Raw genomic sequence first — 15,960 nt, 5'->3', positions numbered from 1 at the left:
GCTCCGTTGTTTATTGATAGCTGCTAGCGTAGATGGGGTAAGGGCTGGCACTGGTTTTGGCTACATAGACCGCTGCCAAAGATGCCTGAGCAGACTCAATGTCCCTCAGCCTCGCCCATCTGGGTCTGCAAGTAGTTTTGCACGCCGACTTTCTCAATCAGATCCAACTGGGTTTCCAGAAAGTCGATATGTTCTTCGGTGTCGTCCAGAATCTTGAGCAGCAGGTCACGAGAGACAAAATCGTGCGCAGCTTCTGCCGTCTTGATGCCGTCCTTGATGGTGGCCTGGGCCGCCAGCTCCAGGTTCAGGTCGCACTGCAGGCCTTCGGGCACGTCTTCACCAATTTGCAGCTTGCCCAGATCCTGCAGATTGGGCAGCCCGTCCAGCATGAAGATACGATCCATCAGCACGTCGGCGTGCTTCATTTCGCCGATCGATTCTTTGTACTCCACTTTGGCGAGCGCCTCAAAGCCCCAGTGCTTGTACATGCGGTAGTGCATGTAGTACTGGTTGATGGCGGTCAGTTCATTTTTGAGTTGTGCTTGCAGCGCTGCAATGACTTGTGGATCGCCTTTCATGGGGGCTCCTTTTGTGGTGAGGTGGTGGAACGTATTGTGCGGGATGGGGGTTCTGTGACGCCCGATGTCCACACTGGCGCGCAGTGGCTGCGGTTGATGATAAGTCGTGTTTGTATTGATTGATAGCTTTACGCAATCAATTTGATTAAGTCAATTGATTGGTTTTATTAACTGTAAGCGCTTAGACTACAGTCTGTGTTCAGTCGCATCACATAAGGAAACAACATGTCCGTTATCAATACCGTTATCAAGCCTTTCCAAGCCTCCGCATTCAAGGATGGCAAGTTTATCGAAGTGTCCGAAAAGGACGTGCTGGGCAAGTGGGCTGTGTTCTTCTTCTACCCCGCTGACTTCACCTTCGTGTGCCCCACCGAACTGGGCGACGTGGCTGACCACTACGACCAATTCCAGAAGCTGGGCGTAGAAATCTACTCCGTGTCCACCGACACCCACTTCGTGCACAAGGCATGGCACGACGCTTCCGAAACCATCGGCAAGATCAAGTACACCATGATCGGTGACCCATCGGGCGTGGTGACCAACAACTTCGAAGTGATGCGTCCCGGCGTGGGCCTGGCCGACCGCGGCACCTTCATCGTGGACCCCGATGGCGTGATCCAAGCTGTGGAAATCACCGCGGAAGGTATCGGCCGCAACGCCGAAGACCTGCTGCGCAAGGTGAAGGCTGCCCAGTACGTGCGCAACCACCCCGGTGAAGTGTGCCCCGCCAAGTGGAACGAAGGCGAAGCCACACTGGCTCCTTCGCTGGATCTGGTTGGCAAGATCTAATCCGATTGCCCGTGAAAAGCCTGGGCGAGGCCCGGGCTTTTTTTCAACCAAGCAATCTCTGGCTATCAAAAAAGAATTTAATTAGGATTTGACTATTATGCTCGACGCCAATCTCAAGACCCAACTCAAAGCTTACCTCGAACGCCTGCAAAAGCCGCTCGAACTGGTGGCCACTTTGGACGACAGCAAGGCGGCTGGCGAAGTCAAGTCCCTGCTGGCCGACATTGCGGCGCTCAGCGACAAGATCACCGTGGTCGAGAATAACGACCTGAACGTGCGCAAGCCCTCTTTTGCCATCAACAACCCCGGCGTTGAAACCGGTGTGCGTTTTGCCGGTGTGCCACTGGGGCACGAATTCACCTCCCTGGTGCTGGCGCTGCTGCACGTTGGCGGCCATCCCTCCAAGGAATCGGCCGACTTGCTGGAGCAGGTCAAGGCGATTGATGCACCACTGCATTTCGAAACCTACTACTCGCTGTCCTGCCACAACTGCCCCGATGTGGTGCAGGCGCTGAACCTGATGTCGGCCCTGAACCCCCACATCACCCACACGGCCATCGACGGCGGCCTGTTCCAGGACGAAGTCAAGGAGCGCGAAGTCATGGGCGTGCCCACCGTGTTCGTGAACGGCGAGCGCTTTGGCCAGGGCCGCATGGAGCTGGCGGAAATTGTCGCCAAGGTGGACACCGGCGCCGCAGCCCGCGAAGCCGCCAAGATTTCGGCCAAGGACGCGTTTGACGTGCTGGTGGTTGGCGGTGGCCCCGCCGGTGCCGCTGCGGCCATCTACGCCGCCCGCAAGGGCATCCGCACCGGGATTGCTGCCGAGCGCCTGGGCGGCCAGGTGCTGGACACCGTGGACATCGAGAACTTCATCTCGGTCAGCAAGACCGATGGCCCCAAGCTGGCCGCGGCCATGGCGGCCCACATCCGTGACTATGAAGTCGATGTGATGAACCAGCAGACCGGCGCCAAGCTGGTGCCCGCTACCACCGAAGGTGGTCTCATCGAAGTGCACACCGCTTCGGGCGCGGTGCTCAAGTCCAAGACCGTGATCCTGTCGACCGGCGCGCGCTGGCGCAACATGAACGTGCCCGGCGAGGAGCAGTACCGCACCAAGGGCGTGACCTTCTGCCCGCACTGCGACGGCCCCCTGTTCAAGGGCAAGGACGTGGCGGTGATTGGCGGTGGCAACTCCGGCGTGGAAGCGGCCATCGACCTGGCCGGCCTGGTCAAGAGCGTGACGGTGCTGGAATTTGCCAGCGAGCTGAAGGCCGACGCCGTGCTGCAAAAGAAGCTGCGCAGCCTGCCCAACGTGACCGTGATCCTGAACGCCCAGACCACCGAAGTGAACGGCGACGGCAAGAAGGTCACCGGTATCACCTACAAGGACCGCACCACCGACCAGGTTCACCAACTGGCGCTGGAAGGCATCTTCGTACAGATCGGCCTGCTGCCTAACACCGACTGGCTCAAGGGCACAGTCAACCTGACGCGCTTTGGCGAGATCGAAATCGATGCCAAGGGCCACACCAATGTGCCCGGCGTGTTCGCAGCCGGTGACTGCACGAATGTGCCGTACAAGCAGATCATCATTGCCGCCGGCGCCGGTGCCACGGCCGCGCTGTCGGCGTTTGACCACCTGATTCGCCACTGATCGGTATTATCAGTATTTAAGAAAAATCGGCATCTGGCGCTTATCTAACAAGCGCAGTGAGCTATTAAAAAAGGACTGCCCAGGCAGTCCTTTTTTTGTGAAGCAGCCCAGCGTAGGGCTGTGTTCCGCATCAGTCCATGGTCAGCTTTTGCTTGTCCACCACGTCCTTGTAGGCGGTGTATTCGGCCTTGATTTCGGCAGCAAACTTCTCGGGGGTGTCGGCCACGATCAGTGAACCGGTTTCCTCGATGCGCTTGCGCACGGCGGGGTCTTGCAGCACTTTGTGTACGGCTTTGTTCACCTTGTCCACGACGTCCTTGGGCATGCCCTTGGGGCCAATCACGCCGTAGTAAGCCATGCGGTTCACGCCAGGGGCGCCCACTTCAGCCAGCGTGGGCACATCAGGCAGCACAGCCAAACGTTGGGGTGCTGCCACGACCAGCGGGGTCAGGCGCTTGCTTTGGATAAAGGGCAAGGTGGAAGGGAAGTTGTCAAACAGCAGCGGGATTTGGCCCGCTACAGCGTCGTTCAGTGCAGGGCCCGAGCCACGGTAGGGGACGTGCTGCATTTCGGTGCCGGTGGCCAGCATGAACATTTCCATCATCAAGTGACCGATGGAGCCAGTGCCGGGCGAGCCAAACGAATGCTTGCCGGGGTTCTTCTTCAGCTCGGCCAGGAAGGACTTGTAGTCTTGGCCAACAAACTTGGGGTTGGCTGCAATGATGTTAGGCGTGGCAGCGATGTTCACGATGGGCGTGAAATCGGTGAACACGTTGTAGGGAATCTTGGGGTTGATGGCGGGGTTGGTGGCCGTGGTCGATACGGTGGCAATGCCCAGGTTGTAGCCATCGGGTGCGGCGCGTGCGGTTTCTGCCGCACCAATCGCACCACCGCCACCGCCCTTGTTTTCCACAATCACGGGCTGGCCCAGTTCACGGCCCAGAGGGTCTGCAACCACGCGGGCAATCAGGTCGGTGGTGCCGCCTGCAGCAAAGGGCACCAGCAGCTTGATGGGTTTGTTGGGGTAGTTGGCTTGGGCGTGGGCAGTACCGAGGGTAAGCAGTGCGGCAACAGCCAGCAGAGAGCGACGCATCATGTGCAGTCTCCTTATCTTTGTTGTTGAAAGAAGACAGATGCTAGAGAGGTTGCGGGGGCCTGTGTAGGCCAAAACCCTAAGGTTAAACCCTTTGTATAGGGTAATCACTTGATGATGAAGTGCCTGCAAACAGGTATGGGAAGGCCTGGCGCTTGGCCGCCATACGTTCTGGGGGAAAGGGCCGAACCGCTGCGAAGCGGTTCAGCACCACGGGGGGCTAGATCACCTGATCGGCATACAGGGCGCTAATGCGGGCCTCGCTCATGCCCATCTCCCGCAGCACTTCGTGGGTGTGCTGCCCCAGCGTGGGTGGGGCGCTGCGGTAGGTGACCGGGGTGGCCGACAGCCGCATGGGGTTGGCCACGGTGGCCACATGGCCGATGCCATCACCCGCTTGGCGTGGCAATGACTGCGCAATGCCGCGGTGGCGCACTTGCGGGTCTGCAAAGGCCTGGGCGACGGTGTTGATGGGGCCGCAAGGTACGGCCTTGTCCTCCAGCAGCGCAATCCATTCCTGCGTGCCGCGCGTTTGCATCAGCGGCACCATCAGCGCCAGCAATGCCGTGCGGTTTTGCACGCGGGCCGTGTTGGTGGCAAAGCGCGCATCCTGCGCCCATTCGGGTTGATGCACCGCTGCGCAAAAGCGCGCGAACTGGCCGTCGTTGCCAATGGCCAGCAGCACATTGCCATCGCTGGTTTTGAAGTCCTGGTAGGGCGCCAGGCTGGGGTGGATATTGCCCGCACGCCCCGGTGCTTGGCCGGTGGCCAGATACCCTGCCGCCTGGTTGGCCAGCACGGCCATGCCCACATCCAGCAGCGCCATGTCGATGTACTGGCCCTGGCCAGTGCCGGTGCGGGCGTTGTCGCGGGCATTGATGGCCGCCAAAATCGCGTTGCTGGCGTACAGGCCGGTGAACACATCGATCACCGCCACGCCCACTTTGAGCGGGCCGCCGCCGGGTTGCTCGTCGGCATGGCCGGTGATGCTCATCAGGCCGCACATGGCCTGCACCATCAAGTCGTAGCCTGCGCGCTCGGCGTAGGGGCCATCCTGGCCAAAGCCGGTGATGGAGCAGTAGATCAGCTTGGGGTTCAGGGCTTTGAGGCTGTCGTAGTCCAGCCCGTATTGCGCCAGGCCGCCGACCTTGAAGTTCTCAACCACCACATCCGCTTCTTGCGCCATCTGGCGCAGCAGCGCCTGGCCTTCGGGGTGGGCCATGTCGACGGTGATGCTGCGCTTGTTGCGGTTGCAGGCGGTGAAGTAGCTGGCCTCGCGCGTGTCGTTGCCCGCATCATTTTTCAGGAACGGAGGGCCCCAGTGGCGGGTGTCGTCGCCAGCCACGGGGCGTTCGACCTTGATCACATCGGCACCCAGATCGGCCAGCATTTGGGAGGCCCAGGGGCCGGCCAGTACGCGGGACAGATCCAGCACCTTGATGCCTGCCAGTGCACCTTTTGCTGTGGAATTGGACATCATGAACCTTCTAGAGAAAAGAGCCGCAAATGCTTATTCTGTAAGCGCAGGCAGCTCTTAGAAGCAGAGCGAACTCCTGGGAACGCTCTGCATAGTCAACCTAGGTGAATGGCGCTCAGTTGGCGAATGCCGCAATGCCAGTCTGGGCGCGGCCCAGAATCAGCGCGTGCACATCGTGCGTGCCTTCGTAGGTGTTGACTACTTCCAGGTTCACCAGGTGGCGGGCCACGCCGAACTCGTCGGAGATGCCGTTGCCGCCCATCATGTCGCGCGCCAGGCGGGCCACGTCCAGGGCCTTGCCGCAGTTGTTGCGCTTGATCAGCGAGGTGATCTCGACCACGTTCTGGTGCTCGTCCTTCATGCGGCCTACGCGGAGAGCCGCTTGCAGGCCCAGGGTGATTTCGGTCTGCATGTCGGCCAGCTTCTTCTGGATCAGCTGGTTGGCGGCCAGAGGGCGGCCAAACTGTTTGCGGTCCAGTGTGTACTGGCGCGCGGTGTGCCAGCAGAACTCGGCCGCACCCATGGCGCCCCAGGCGATGCCAAAGCGTGCGCTGTTCAGGCAGGTGAAGGGGCCCTTGAGGCCACGCACTTCAGGGAAAGCGTTTTCTTCTGGGCAGAACACGTCGTCCATGACGATTTCACCGGTAATCGATGCGCGCAGGCCCACCTTGCCGTGGATGGCGGGGGCGCTCAGGCCTTTCATGCCCTTGTCCAGAATGAAGCCGCGGATCTGGCCCACGTTGCCGCCTTCAGAGACTTCCTTGGCCCACACCACAAACACGTCGGCCACGGGGCTGTTGGTGATCCACATCTTGGAGCCCTTGAGCTTGTAGCCGCCATCGACCTTGTAGGCACGGGTGGCCATGGAGCCGGGGTCGGAGCCGTGGTCGGGTTCGGTCAGGCCAAAGCAGCCAATGAATTCGCCCGATGCCAGCTTGGGCAGGTATTTTTGCTTTTGCGCTTCGGTACCAAACTCATTGATCGGCACCATCACCAGCGACGACTGCACGGAAGCCATGGAGCGGTAGCCCGAGTCCACGCGCTCGATTTCGCGTGCCACCAAGCCGTAGCTCACGTAGTTCAGGCCAGCGCCGCCGTATTCGGTGGGGATGGTGGGGCCCAGCAGGCCCAGCTCGCCCATCTCGCGGAAGATGGACACGTCGGTCTTCTCGTGGCGGAACATGTCCTGCACGCGGGGCATCAGCTTGCCCTGGCAGTACTCATAGGCCGCGTCGCGGATCATGCGCTCGTCAGCGGTCAGTTGCTCGTCCAGGTGAAAGGGGTCTTGCCATTGGAAGTTGGACATGTGGTGCTCCTTGGATATCTCTGGGTGGTCTGGTGGCAGTGCATGCGGTTTTGTGCAGGCATGCCGGTCAATGGAAGCCATCGTACGAAGAGGCTGGGTGCCAGGCAAACGATTTGTTTGCATCCAGATATGAGGTTTGCGCATGTATGGCTTGAATGTGCAGAGCAATTGCGGCAGCATGTGCAGTCTTGCCTTGCCCTCCATAAAACAGTCCTCCCTCCATGCGCCGCTCTATCCCTTCCACCCAAGCCCTGGCCTGTTTTGAGGCCGCCGCCCGCCACGAAAGCTATACCCGCGCCGCGCAAGAGCTGGCGCTGACGCAAGGTGCGGTCTCACGCCAGGTGATTGCGCTGGAAGCGTTTGTGGGGGTGGAGCTGTTTCGCCGCACGCGCCATGGCGTGGCCCTCACGCCGGCTGGCGAGGCTTATGCGCGCAAGGTGCGCAGCTGGTTGCTGGGCATGGAGCGCGACACGCTCGACCTCATGGCCCACCAGGGCGCGGGGGGCACCATCAAACTGGCGGCCGTGCCCACGTTTGCCACGCGCTGGCTGATGCCACGCCTGCCGCAACTGGCCAAAACCTATCCCGACATCACCGTGCACATTGATGTGCAAACTCGCCCGTTTTTGTTTGCCGACACGGGCTTTGATGCAGCCTTGTATGCGGGCACGCCCGATCAGGTGCACAACTGGCCGGGGATTGAAGCCCTGCACTTGATGGACGAAGACGTGGTGCCCGTGTGCAGCCCCCAGTTGCTGGCCCGGGCCGTGCAGCGCGATCTGGGGCGTGCGTGGCAGCCGCTGGCCCCGCAGGCGCTGGCAGATTTGCCGCTGCTGCAGCAAAGCACGCGCCCGCAAGGTTGGGTGCAGTGGTTTCAGTCGGTGGGGGTGGATGCGCAGCGCGCCATGGACGGGCCGCGTTATGAGCTGTTTTCCATGCTGGCGGTGGCAGCCACGCAGGGGATGGGGGTGGCGCTGATTCCGCCCATGCTGGTAGAGGCCGAACTGGCGCGCGGTGAGCTGGTGGTGGCCTGCGCCCAGCCTTTACGGGGCGAGCGCGGCTACTACCTCATCACCCCCGCGCAGACCATGCCCTCAACGGTGGTGACGGCGTTTTCGACATGGCTGCACCGCATGGCCCAGCACAGCAGCGGTGTCGCAGGCTAGCGGTGCTTAAAAAACTGGCAACCATAGAAAGTGTCTATCGTGACAATAGCTTAAGCCCCTTATCCAGTGGGCTAGGCACACTTGTCCACAAGCTTGTTGGGGGCTGGTGGGGAGAACTTTTCGTGCCGAGCGGGCGAAAACGGTTGGCGCAAAAAAATAGCTGCCCGCGCTGATCTATCAAGCGCTGGCAGCTATTTGGAGCATGCATGAGGAGAGGCGGCTTAGCCGTGCAGCCCCACCCCCAGGCGCTGTGGCAGAACCTCTTGCAAGATGGTGGTCGAAATCTCTTCAATCGATTTGGTGGTAGTGGACAGCCAGTTGACCCCCGCGCGGCGCATCATGGCTTCGGCTTCATGCACTTCCGAGCGGCAGTTTTCCAGGCTGGCGTAGCGCGAGCCGGGGCGGCGCTCGTTGCGGATGGTGGACAGGCGGATCGGGTCGATCGTCAGGCCAAACAGCTTTTTCTTGATGGGCTCCAGCGCCGGGGGCAACTTCTTGCGCTCAAAGTCTTCGGGAATCAGCGGGTAGTTGGCCACCTTCAGGCCAAACTGCATCGCCAGGTACAGGCTGGTGGGGGTCTTGCCCGAGCGGCTCACGCCCACCAGCACCACATCGGCGCCGCTGAGGTCGTGGTTGGTTTGGCCATCATCGTGGGCCAGCGTGTAGTTGATGGCTTCCATGCGGTCCAGATACTCTTTGCTCTGGCTGATGTCTGAAAACCGGCCCACGCGGTGCTGGCTCTTCATGCCCAGCTCGTCTTCGAGCGGCTGCACAAAGGTGCCAAACATGTCCATCAACAAGCCTTTGCAGTGATCGTGGATGACGGCCACCACATCTTGATTGACCAGGGTGCTGAACACGATGGGTTTTTTGCCCTCCACCTCACCGGTGTGGTTGATCTGGCGTACCGCTTGGTGGGCCTTGTCAACGGTGTCGACGAAGGGAATGCGCACAATGCGGGGTTTGATATCGAACTGCGCCATCAAGGCGGTGCCGAAGGTTTCGGCGGTGATCCCTGTGCCGTCAGAAATTACGTATACGGTGCGCGAGTGCATGGGCAGTTTTCCAAATCGAGTCAAACAAGCGCACGCGCTTGCGCGGCAAAGGCAGAGCCAGCGTGCGCGGCAAGGCGTGCGGTGCTGCGCATTATTCCTAATTTCAGCGCCAGTCTGCGGTTGGCTGGCGCATGGAATGTGGCAGGGGGCGGAACGTGATCAAAAAAGAGAGCTTCTGACGCTTGTGCAACCGAAGTTTTAAAGCTATTTGACATTTAAACCATTGATATAAAAGCGCAAACAGCTATTAAATTTATAGCGTGCGCCGTATTTTCCTTTAGAAACAGCGGACTAAACACAGCTGTCCTTCAGAGGGCTGTGAGCATCTGTACGGCGCGTGCCAGATAACAGCGCGCATTGCTGGGCAGGAGTAGAATGCCTGCGCAAAGATTCAAGCGCTTGGAGCCTCTCCAGGCGCTGCACGGGCTGGCTACCGATGACCGATAACCTCGAACAGCAAAGTTGTGGTTGGTGTCCAGCACGTGCATCCAGCAGGCGGGTTTGTTGGGCCAGCCGCTGGGACGTACCGGTTTTTAACTTTGGAGCCTCCCATGTCTAACCGTTTCGAAGCGACCGCTTTGGTCGTGCCTTTCGAAAATTTGCGTATGAGCGACGTCGAAGTCGTTGGCGGTAAAAACGCCTCCCTCGGCGAAATGATCTCCCAGCTGCCTCAAGGCGTGCGCGTGCCTACCGGCTTTGCCACCACCGCCCACGCATTCCGCGAATTCCTGGCATTTGAAGGCTTGGCCGACAAGATCTCCGCCAAGCTGAAAGCGCTGGACGTGGACGACGTACGCGCACTGGCCGCTGTCGGCGCTGAAATCCGTGCCATGGTGGAAGCACAACCTTTCCCCGCTGACTTGGAAGCTGCTATCCGCGCCGCTTTCATCACCCTGCAAGGCGGCAACGAAGCCGCTTCGTTTGCGGTGCGTTCTTCCGCAACTGCTGAAGACTTGCCTGACGCATCGTTTGCGGGCCAGCAGGAAACTTTCCTGAACGTGGTTGGCATTGAAGACGTGCTGCACAAGATGAAGGAAGTGTTTGCGTCGCTGTACAACGACCGCGCCATTTCCTACCGCGTGCACAAGGGCTTTGAGCACGACGTGGTGGCCTTGTCTGCTGGCGTGCAGCGCATGGTGCGCTCCGACCTGGGCGCTGCCGGCGTGATGTTCACCATCGACACCGAATCCGGCTTTGAAGAAGTGGTGTTCATCACTTCCAGCTACGGCCTGGGCGAAACCGTGGTGCAAGGCGCTGTGAACCCCGACGAGTTCTACGTGCACAAGCCCATGCTCAAGGCTGGCAAGAGCGCGCTGATTCGCCGCAATTTGGGCTCCAAGCTGATCCAGATGGTGTTCTCCACACCCGAAGAAAAGGCCGAATCCGGCAAGCTGGTCAAGACCACGGACGTGGCACCTGAGTTGCGCAACCGCTACTCCTTGAGCGACGCTGACGTGCAAGAGTTGGCCAAGTACGCGCTGGTGATTGAAGAGCACTACGGCCGTCCTATGGACATCGAGTGGGGCAAGGACGGCACTGACGGCCACCTGTACATCCTGCAAGCGCGTCCTGAAACCGTGAAGAGCCAGTCCAAGGGCCAAGCCGAGTTGCGCTACAAGCTCAAGGGCACAGGCAATGTGCTGGCCGAAGGCCGCGCGATTGGCCAGAAGATTGGTACCGGCCCTGTGCGTCTGGTGTCTGACATCTCGCAGATGGACCAAGTGAAAGCCGGCGACGTGCTGGTGACCGACATGACCGACCCCAACTGGGAACCCGTCATGAAGCGCGCCAGCGCCATTGTCACCAACCGTGGTGGTCGTACCTGCCACGCCGCGATCATCGCGCGTGAGTTGGGCATTCCTGCCGTGGTCGGCTGCGGTGACGCCACCGCACTTCTGAAGGATGGCACCTTGGTGACCGTGTCCTGCGCCGAAGGCGATACCGGCAAGATCTATGACGGCCTGATCGAAACCGAAGTGACCGAAGTGGTGCGCGGCGAAATGCCCGAGATCAGCACCAAGATCATGATGAACGTGGGCAACCCCCAGCTGGCTTTTGACTTTGCCCAGTTACCCAACCAGGGCGTGGGTCTGGCTCGCCTGGAGTTCATCATCAACAACAACATTGGTGTGCACCCCAAGGCCATCCTGGACTACCCAGCGGTAGACCCTGACCTGAAGAAGGCCGTGGAATCCGTGGCCCGAGGCCATGCATCGCCCCGCGCTTTCTACGTGGACAAGGTCGCCGAAGGCGTGGCAACGATTGCTGCTGCGTTCTGGCCCAAGCCCGTGATCGTGCGTATGTCGGACTTCAAGTCCAACGAATACCGCAAGCTGATCGGTGGCAGCCGCTACGAGCCCGAGGAAGAGAACCCGATGCTGGGCTTCCGCGGTGCTGCGCGTTACATCTCCGAAGACTTCGGCGAAGCCTTCAAGATGGAATGCGAAGCCCTGCGCCGTGTGCGTGAGGACATGGGCCTGACCAACGTGCAGATCATGATTCCTTTCGTGCGTACCTTGAAGCAAGCCGAACGCGTGACCACCATGCTGGGCGACAACGGCCTCAAGCGCGGTGAGAATGACCTCAAGCTGATCATGATGTGCGAAGTGCCTTCCAACGCGATTCTGGCGAATGAGTTTCTGGAATACTTCGACGGCTTCTCGATTGGCTCGAACGACCTGACCCAGCTGACCCTGGGTCTGGACCGTGACTCCGGTCTGGAATTGCTGGCTGCGGACTTTGACGAGCGTGACCCCGCAGTCAAGAAGATGCTGGAGATGGCAATTGACGCGTGCTTGGTCAAGGGCAAGTACGTGGGTATCTGCGGCCAAGGCCCTTCCGACCACCCTGACTTTGCCAAGTGGCTGGCAGACAAGGGCATTGTCTCGATCTCGCTGAACCCTGACACCGTGATCGATACTTGGCAGAATCTGGCGGGCTAACCTACCGCCTGCGTGAAAGGCCTGTGATGCAGTTTTCTGAAAATGATGTGCATGGCGGGCCAGATCCAATCTCGGCCAACGGGGGGCATATGCCCCCCGATTGGCACGACACACACCACCTGTGGCTCAAAGCAGTTTTGCTGGCAGTCTGGGTGGTGTCTTCATTTGGGGTGGTGTTTTTTGCGCGGGATTTGCAGGCCTGGGTGCAAGGCTGGCAGCTGGGTTACTGGATGGCCGCCCAAGGGGCAGTCCTGATGTTCATGCTGATCGCGCTGGTTTACTGTGTCGTGATGGATTTGTTCGAGCGCTCGGCCTAAGCACGCCGCAGCTTTTCTCCTTCCTTCACGTTGCATGCCCATTCCTTCTGGCGCTAGCGCCGCATCTTTCCCTCGCGCGCGCGCCTACCAGTGGCGTATCCACCGCCTGGTAGGGCTGTACTGCGTCTGCGTGCTGCTTTTTCTGCTGCTGATGACCTGGGCTGAGCGCCAGGGGCTGTCACGCCACTGGATTGGCCCCATTTTTTTGTTCGTGCCGGTGATGATGTATGCCGGTATCGGTGTCTGGGGGCGCACCGGCGATGCCGATGAGTACTACGTTGCAGGGCGCCGTATCCCGCCGATGTACAACGGTATGGCAGCTGCCGCCGACTGGATGAGCGCGGCGTCTTTCATCAGCTTGTCGGGCGCTTTGTATTTGCAAGGCTTTGGTGGCAGCAGCGGACAGCCAGGGGGGCTGGCGTACTTGCTGGGTTGGACGGGCGGGTTTTGCTTGGTGGCCATGCTGGTGGCGCCCCACCTGCGCGCCATGAATTTGTATACGTTGCCGGACTTTTTCCAGCAGCGCTTTGGTGGGCGCTGGCCACGCACAATTGCCGCGATTGCCTCGATTGTGTGCTCCTTCACGTATGTGGTGGCGCAGATCTACGGGGTGGGGCTGATCGCTTCGCGGCTGACCGGGGTGCAGTTTGAGATTGGCATCATGCTGGGTCTGGGCGGTGTGCTGTTGTGCTCTTTTTTGGGTGGCATGCGTGCTGTGACCTGGACACAGGTGGCGCAGTACGTGGTGATCTTGCTGGCATTCCTGATTCCCGTGTCATGGCTGGCCTACAAACAGCTGGGCAACCCCGTGGCGGCGGTTGCGTATGCCAGCCAGTTGCAAAAAATTGCCGAACTGGAAGCGCAGTTGCTGGTGTCGCCCCAAGAGCTGTCCGTGCAGCACCTCTACAGCGAACGCGCGGACGCGCTGGAAGCCAAGCTCCAAGATGTGCCCTTGGCAATGGAGCGTGATCGCTTGGTGTTGCACGAGCGGCTGCGTTACTTGCGCTCCACCAATGGCGATATGGGGCAAATTGCGGCCATCAGCCGTGAATACGCCAACTTGCCGCGCAATCCTGCAGTGGCCGAGCAGCAATGGCGCCAGCAACTGCAGGATTACCGTGAGCGCGCAAAACCTCTGTCTGGGTTGCCGCGCCACAGCCAGCCTTTTGGTGGCGACCCGGATGGCACACCCGCAGAGCGGGCCCAGTTCAACGATGAGCGCAACAACTTCTTGGCGCTGATGTTTTGTCTGATGCTGGGTACAGCGGGCCTGCCGCATTTGCTCACGCGTTACTACACCGTGCCTTCCGTGTCGGGCGCGCGCACTTCTGTGGCATGGACGCTGTTTTTTATTGGCCTGATTTATTTGAGTGCCCCGGCACTGGCGGCGCTGATCAAGCTGGAAGTGATGAACAACCTGGTGGGCGTGCGCTTTGATGAGCTGCCCAACTGGATTGCCCAGTGGGCGCGGGTGGATGCGTCGCTGCTGTCGGTGGAAGACATTAACCGCGATGGCATTTTGCAGTTTGGTGAGTTGCGGCTGGGGGCCGATCTCATCATGCTGGCCACGCCCGAAATTGGGGGCTTGCCCTATGTGGTGGCTGGACTGGTGGCTGCGGGTGGGCTGGCGGCGGCGCTGTCGACGGCCGATGGCCTGCTGCTCACCATCAGCAATGCACTGGTGCGGGACTTGATTGTTTCGCGGCGCTTGCGTCAGGCATCCTCAGAGCAGCGCGTGATTTTGTCCAAGTTCATGCTCATGGGCGTGGCTTTGTTGGCGGCTTTTGTGGCCGGGCAGCGTTCTTCCGACATTCTGCCCATGGTGGCCGCATCTTTTTCGTTGGCGGCCTCTGCCTTTGTGCCGGCCATGGTGCTGGGTATTTTCTGGCGTGGCGTGACGCGCTATGGCGCCATTGCGGGCATGTTGTCAGGCTTGGGCGTGGCGCTGTATTACATGCTCTCGCACAGCCTGTGGGTGCAGCATTGGGTGCCATCGATTTTGCTGGCCGATGGCCTGTGGTGGGGGCTGCAGCCCGTGTCTGCCGGGGTTTTTGGTGTGCAGGCGGGCTTGCTGGCGACCGTGCTGGTGAGCTGGTTGACACCGCATATCCATCAAAATAAATAGCTGCTGGCGCTCAATTGATAAAGCTTTCGATGATGAAATTATTTGAAAGTGTTATTTGGTGAGCGCCAAATGCTCATGAAGTAGTAGCAAAAATTCGCAGCCCAACATGGATTGCCCCAATGCAGCGCCGCTCGCTTGTGTGCGATGCTGAACAGCACCAAGCCAATTCAGGAGACGGTATGAGCGCGGTTTTGATCAAAACACCGGAAGGCCAGCAAGCCTTCAAAGAGCGCAGCGCGCTGCTGGCAGGTAAATTGCGCTCCGCTTTTTTGCTGTTTGATGGCCAGCGCAGCGTATCCCAGGTACTGGCTGCCACCCAAGGTTTGGGGGTGGTGCAGGCAGATATTCAAGCCCTGCAGCAAGCAGGTTTTTTGCAAGATCTGGTGGCCCATACCCCAGACCTGGCACCGGCTGATATGCCCCAGCGTAGCGACCAGGATCGCTACCGTGATGCCTACCCCTTGGCCGTTGCGTTGACGGGAAAACTGGGTTTGTCTGGCTTTCGTTTGAATTTGTCGGTGGAGGGATCGACCTGCTATGCAGATTTGGCAGCCGTGGCTCCCAAGATCAAAGAAGCCGTGGGGCCAGCCGCTTACGCACCGCTGCAGCGGGCGTTGTTTGCGTAAAAGCGTGGATACTGCATGCAGCATCAGATGGTGGCATCCGATGAAAAAACGGCCTGTCATTGACAGGCCGTTTTGCATTCTCCGTGAGAGAGGCTGGGCAGTGGTTTACACCGCCAGCAACTCCACCTCAAACTTCAGGGTGGCGTTGGGCGGAATCACGCCGCCTGCGCCGCGGGCACCGTAGCCCATTTCTGGGGGAATGATCAGCGTGCGCTTGCCGCCGACCTTCATGCCTTCCACGCCTTTGTCCCAGCCTTTGATGACCATGCCCGCGCCCAACTGGAACACGAAGGGGTCATTGCGGTCCTTGCTGGAGTCAAACTTGGCGCCTTGCTCGCCGTTGTGGTAGAGCCAGCCGGTGTAGTGCACGGTCACGCGCTTGCCGCGCGTGGCTTCGGCGCCTTCGCCGACCACGGTGTCTTCTGCCTGCAGCACGGGCGCGGTCTTGGTGCCCAGCAGTTCCACTTCAAACTTCAGCGTGGCGTGGGGCGGGATCACGCCGCCTGCGCCGTGGGCACCGTAGCCCAGTTCTGCAGGGATGATCAGGGTGCGCTTGCCGCCCACCTTCATGCCTTGCACGCCTTCGTCCCAGCCACGAATGACCATGCCATCGTCCAAGGTGAACTCAAAAGGCTCACGGCGGTCTTTGCTGGAGTCGAATTTGGCGCCTTGCTCGCCATCTTGGTAGAGCCAGCCGGTGTAGTGCACCTTGACGTCAGCGCCGCTGACAGCTTGGGCACCTTCGCCGACAACGACGTCTTCGTATTGCAGGCCAGAGGCAGTGGTGGTCAGTGCCATGGAGTGTTCCTTGTGAGATTGCGCAAATAAAAAC

At 60.0% G+C, this 15,960-nt stretch carries 13 protein-coding genes and 1 pseudogene; 7 read left to right on the top strand and 7 right to left on the bottom strand.

Translation table 11 applies throughout. The annotated features are described in order from the left end of the window. Positions 1 to 95: 95 nt before the first annotated feature. Positions 96 to 578, bottom strand: coding sequence for a bacterioferritin (bfr, locus tag QEP12_RS08385; protein ID WP_174862517.1), 483 nt, complete (start codon positions 576 to 578; stop codon positions 96 to 98). A 225-nt stretch (positions 579 to 803) separates the two neighbouring features. Between bfr and ahpC the strand changes: the two genes are divergently transcribed. Both ahpC and ahpF read left to right on the top strand, forming a co-directional pair. Continuing rightward, the gene (gene ahpC / locus QEP12_RS08380; RefSeq protein ID WP_042413974.1) at positions 804 to 1,367 is read left to right on the top strand and encodes an alkyl hydroperoxide reductase subunit C; all 564 of its coding nucleotides are present in this window, start codon (positions 804 to 806) and stop codon (positions 1,365 to 1,367) included. A gap of 97 nt (positions 1,368 to 1,464) precedes the next feature. After that, on the top strand, positions 1,465 to 3,021 hold the full coding sequence (gene ahpF, locus QEP12_RS08375; RefSeq protein WP_174862518.1) for an alkyl hydroperoxide reductase subunit F: 1,557 nt from the start codon (positions 1,465 to 1,467) through the stop codon (positions 3,019 to 3,021). A 130-nt stretch (positions 3,022 to 3,151) separates the two neighbouring features. On the opposite strand, the gene QEP12_RS08370 is transcribed toward ahpF, so the two are convergent. From QEP12_RS08370 to QEP12_RS08360, 3 genes are all read right to left on the bottom strand, one after another. After that, the gene (locus QEP12_RS08370) at positions 3,152 to 4,117 is read right to left on the bottom strand and encodes a tripartite tricarboxylate transporter substrate binding protein BugE (protein ID WP_284213963.1); all 966 of its coding nucleotides are present in this window, start codon (positions 4,115 to 4,117) and stop codon (positions 3,152 to 3,154) included. 217 nt (positions 4,118 to 4,334) lie between these two features. Continuing rightward, positions 4,335 to 5,594 (bottom strand): CaiB/BaiF CoA transferase family protein, encoded by a 1,260-nt coding sequence (locus tag QEP12_RS08365; protein WP_284213962.1) that lies wholly within the window; start codon positions 5,592 to 5,594, stop codon positions 4,335 to 4,337. A gap of 112 nt (positions 5,595 to 5,706) precedes the next feature. Then, positions 5,707 to 6,897 (bottom strand): acyl-CoA dehydrogenase, encoded by a 1,191-nt coding sequence (locus tag QEP12_RS08360; RefSeq protein WP_174862520.1) that lies wholly within the window; start codon positions 6,895 to 6,897, stop codon positions 5,707 to 5,709. A 221-nt stretch (positions 6,898 to 7,118) separates the two neighbouring features. Here QEP12_RS08360 and QEP12_RS08355 point away from each other — a divergent pair, with 221 nt between their 5' ends. After that, positions 7,119 to 8,063, top strand: a complete 945-nt coding sequence (locus QEP12_RS08355) for a LysR family transcriptional regulator (protein WP_284213961.1) — start codon at positions 7,119 to 7,121, stop codon at positions 8,061 to 8,063. Positions 8,064 to 8,284: 221 nt separating this feature from the next. On the opposite strand, the gene ppsR is transcribed toward QEP12_RS08355, so the two are convergent. Next, positions 8,285 to 9,118, bottom strand: a complete 834-nt coding sequence (ppsR, locus tag QEP12_RS08350; protein ID WP_174862521.1) for a posphoenolpyruvate synthetase regulatory kinase/phosphorylase PpsR — start codon at positions 9,116 to 9,118, stop codon at positions 8,285 to 8,287. Between the two features lie 551 nt (positions 9,119 to 9,669). Between ppsR and ppsA the strand changes: the two genes are divergently transcribed. The 4 genes from ppsA (at position 9,670) to QEP12_RS08330 (ending at position 15,128) form a co-directional block, all read left to right on the top strand. After that, a complete protein-coding gene (gene ppsA, locus QEP12_RS08345) occupies positions 9,670 to 12,060 on the top strand; it encodes a phosphoenolpyruvate synthase (protein ID WP_174862522.1) in 2,391 nt (796 codons plus the stop codon). 26 nt (positions 12,061 to 12,086) lie between these two features. After that, a complete protein-coding gene (locus tag QEP12_RS08340; protein WP_174862523.1) occupies positions 12,087 to 12,377 on the top strand; it encodes a DUF4212 domain-containing protein in 291 nt (96 codons plus the stop codon). A 34-nt stretch (positions 12,378 to 12,411) separates the two neighbouring features. Beyond that, on the top strand, positions 12,412 to 14,502 hold the full coding sequence (locus tag QEP12_RS08335; RefSeq protein ID WP_284213960.1) for a VC_2705 family sodium/solute symporter: 2,091 nt from the start codon (positions 12,412 to 12,414) through the stop codon (positions 14,500 to 14,502). A gap of 179 nt (positions 14,503 to 14,681) precedes the next feature. Next, a complete protein-coding gene (locus QEP12_RS08330) occupies positions 14,682 to 15,128 on the top strand; it encodes a hypothetical protein (protein WP_174862524.1) in 447 nt (148 codons plus the stop codon). 105 nt (positions 15,129 to 15,233) lie between these two features. Here QEP12_RS08330 and QEP12_RS08325 read toward each other — a convergent pair whose 3' ends face one another. Both QEP12_RS08325 and QEP12_RS08320 read right to left on the bottom strand, forming a co-directional pair. Further along, positions 15,234 to 15,587, bottom strand: coding sequence for an FKBP-type peptidyl-prolyl cis-trans isomerase (locus tag QEP12_RS08325; RefSeq protein ID WP_246254002.1), 354 nt, complete (start codon positions 15,585 to 15,587; stop codon positions 15,234 to 15,236). Continuing rightward, positions 15,582 to 15,926, bottom strand: a pseudogene (locus QEP12_RS08320) (FKBP-type peptidyl-prolyl cis-trans isomerase); the annotation flags it as partial. The pseudogene QEP12_RS08320 and the gene QEP12_RS08325, both read right to left, overlap by 6 nt. Positions 15,927 to 15,960: the final 34 nt, after the last annotated feature.

Origin of the sequence: Comamonas jiangduensis, assembly GCF_030162955.1 — a bacterium.
Lineage (GTDB): Bacteria > Pseudomonadota > Gammaproteobacteria > Burkholderiales > Burkholderiaceae_C > Comamonas > Comamonas jiangduensis.
This window is presented reverse-complemented; position numbering and strand designations above follow the sequence as displayed.

What these genes read in the sequence shown, in the direction of transcription:
- bfr (WP_174862517.1), bottom strand. Translation starts at nt 578, where the DNA reads ATGAAAGGCGATCCACAAGTCATTGCAGCGCTGCAAGCACAACTCAAA.
- ahpC (WP_042413974.1), top strand. Translation starts at nt 804, where the DNA reads ATGTCCGTTATCAATACCGTTATCAAGCCTTTCCAAGCCTCCGCATTC.
- ahpF (WP_174862518.1), top strand. Translation starts at nt 1,465, where the DNA reads ATGCTCGACGCCAATCTCAAGACCCAACTCAAAGCTTACCTCGAACGC.
- QEP12_RS08370 (WP_284213963.1), bottom strand. Translation starts at nt 4,117, where the DNA reads ATGATGCGTCGCTCTCTGCTGGCTGTTGCCGCACTGCTTACCCTCGGT.
- QEP12_RS08365 (WP_284213962.1), bottom strand. Translation starts at nt 5,594, where the DNA reads ATGATGTCCAATTCCACAGCAAAAGGTGCACTGGCAGGCATCAAGGTG.
- QEP12_RS08360 (WP_174862520.1), bottom strand. Translation starts at nt 6,897, where the DNA reads ATGTCCAACTTCCAATGGCAAGACCCCTTTCACCTGGACGAGCAACTG.
- QEP12_RS08355 (WP_284213961.1), top strand. Translation starts at nt 7,119, where the DNA reads ATGCGCCGCTCTATCCCTTCCACCCAAGCCCTGGCCTGTTTTGAGGCC.
- ppsR (WP_174862521.1), bottom strand. Translation starts at nt 9,118, where the DNA reads ATGCACTCGCGCACCGTATACGTAATTTCTGACGGCACAGGGATCACC.
- ppsA (WP_174862522.1), top strand. Translation starts at nt 9,670, where the DNA reads ATGTCTAACCGTTTCGAAGCGACCGCTTTGGTCGTGCCTTTCGAAAAT.
- QEP12_RS08340 (WP_174862523.1), top strand. Translation starts at nt 12,087, where the DNA reads ATGCAGTTTTCTGAAAATGATGTGCATGGCGGGCCAGATCCAATCTCG.
- QEP12_RS08335 (WP_284213960.1), top strand. Translation starts at nt 12,412, where the DNA reads ATGCCCATTCCTTCTGGCGCTAGCGCCGCATCTTTCCCTCGCGCGCGC.
- QEP12_RS08330 (WP_174862524.1), top strand. Translation starts at nt 14,682, where the DNA reads ATGAGCGCGGTTTTGATCAAAACACCGGAAGGCCAGCAAGCCTTCAAA.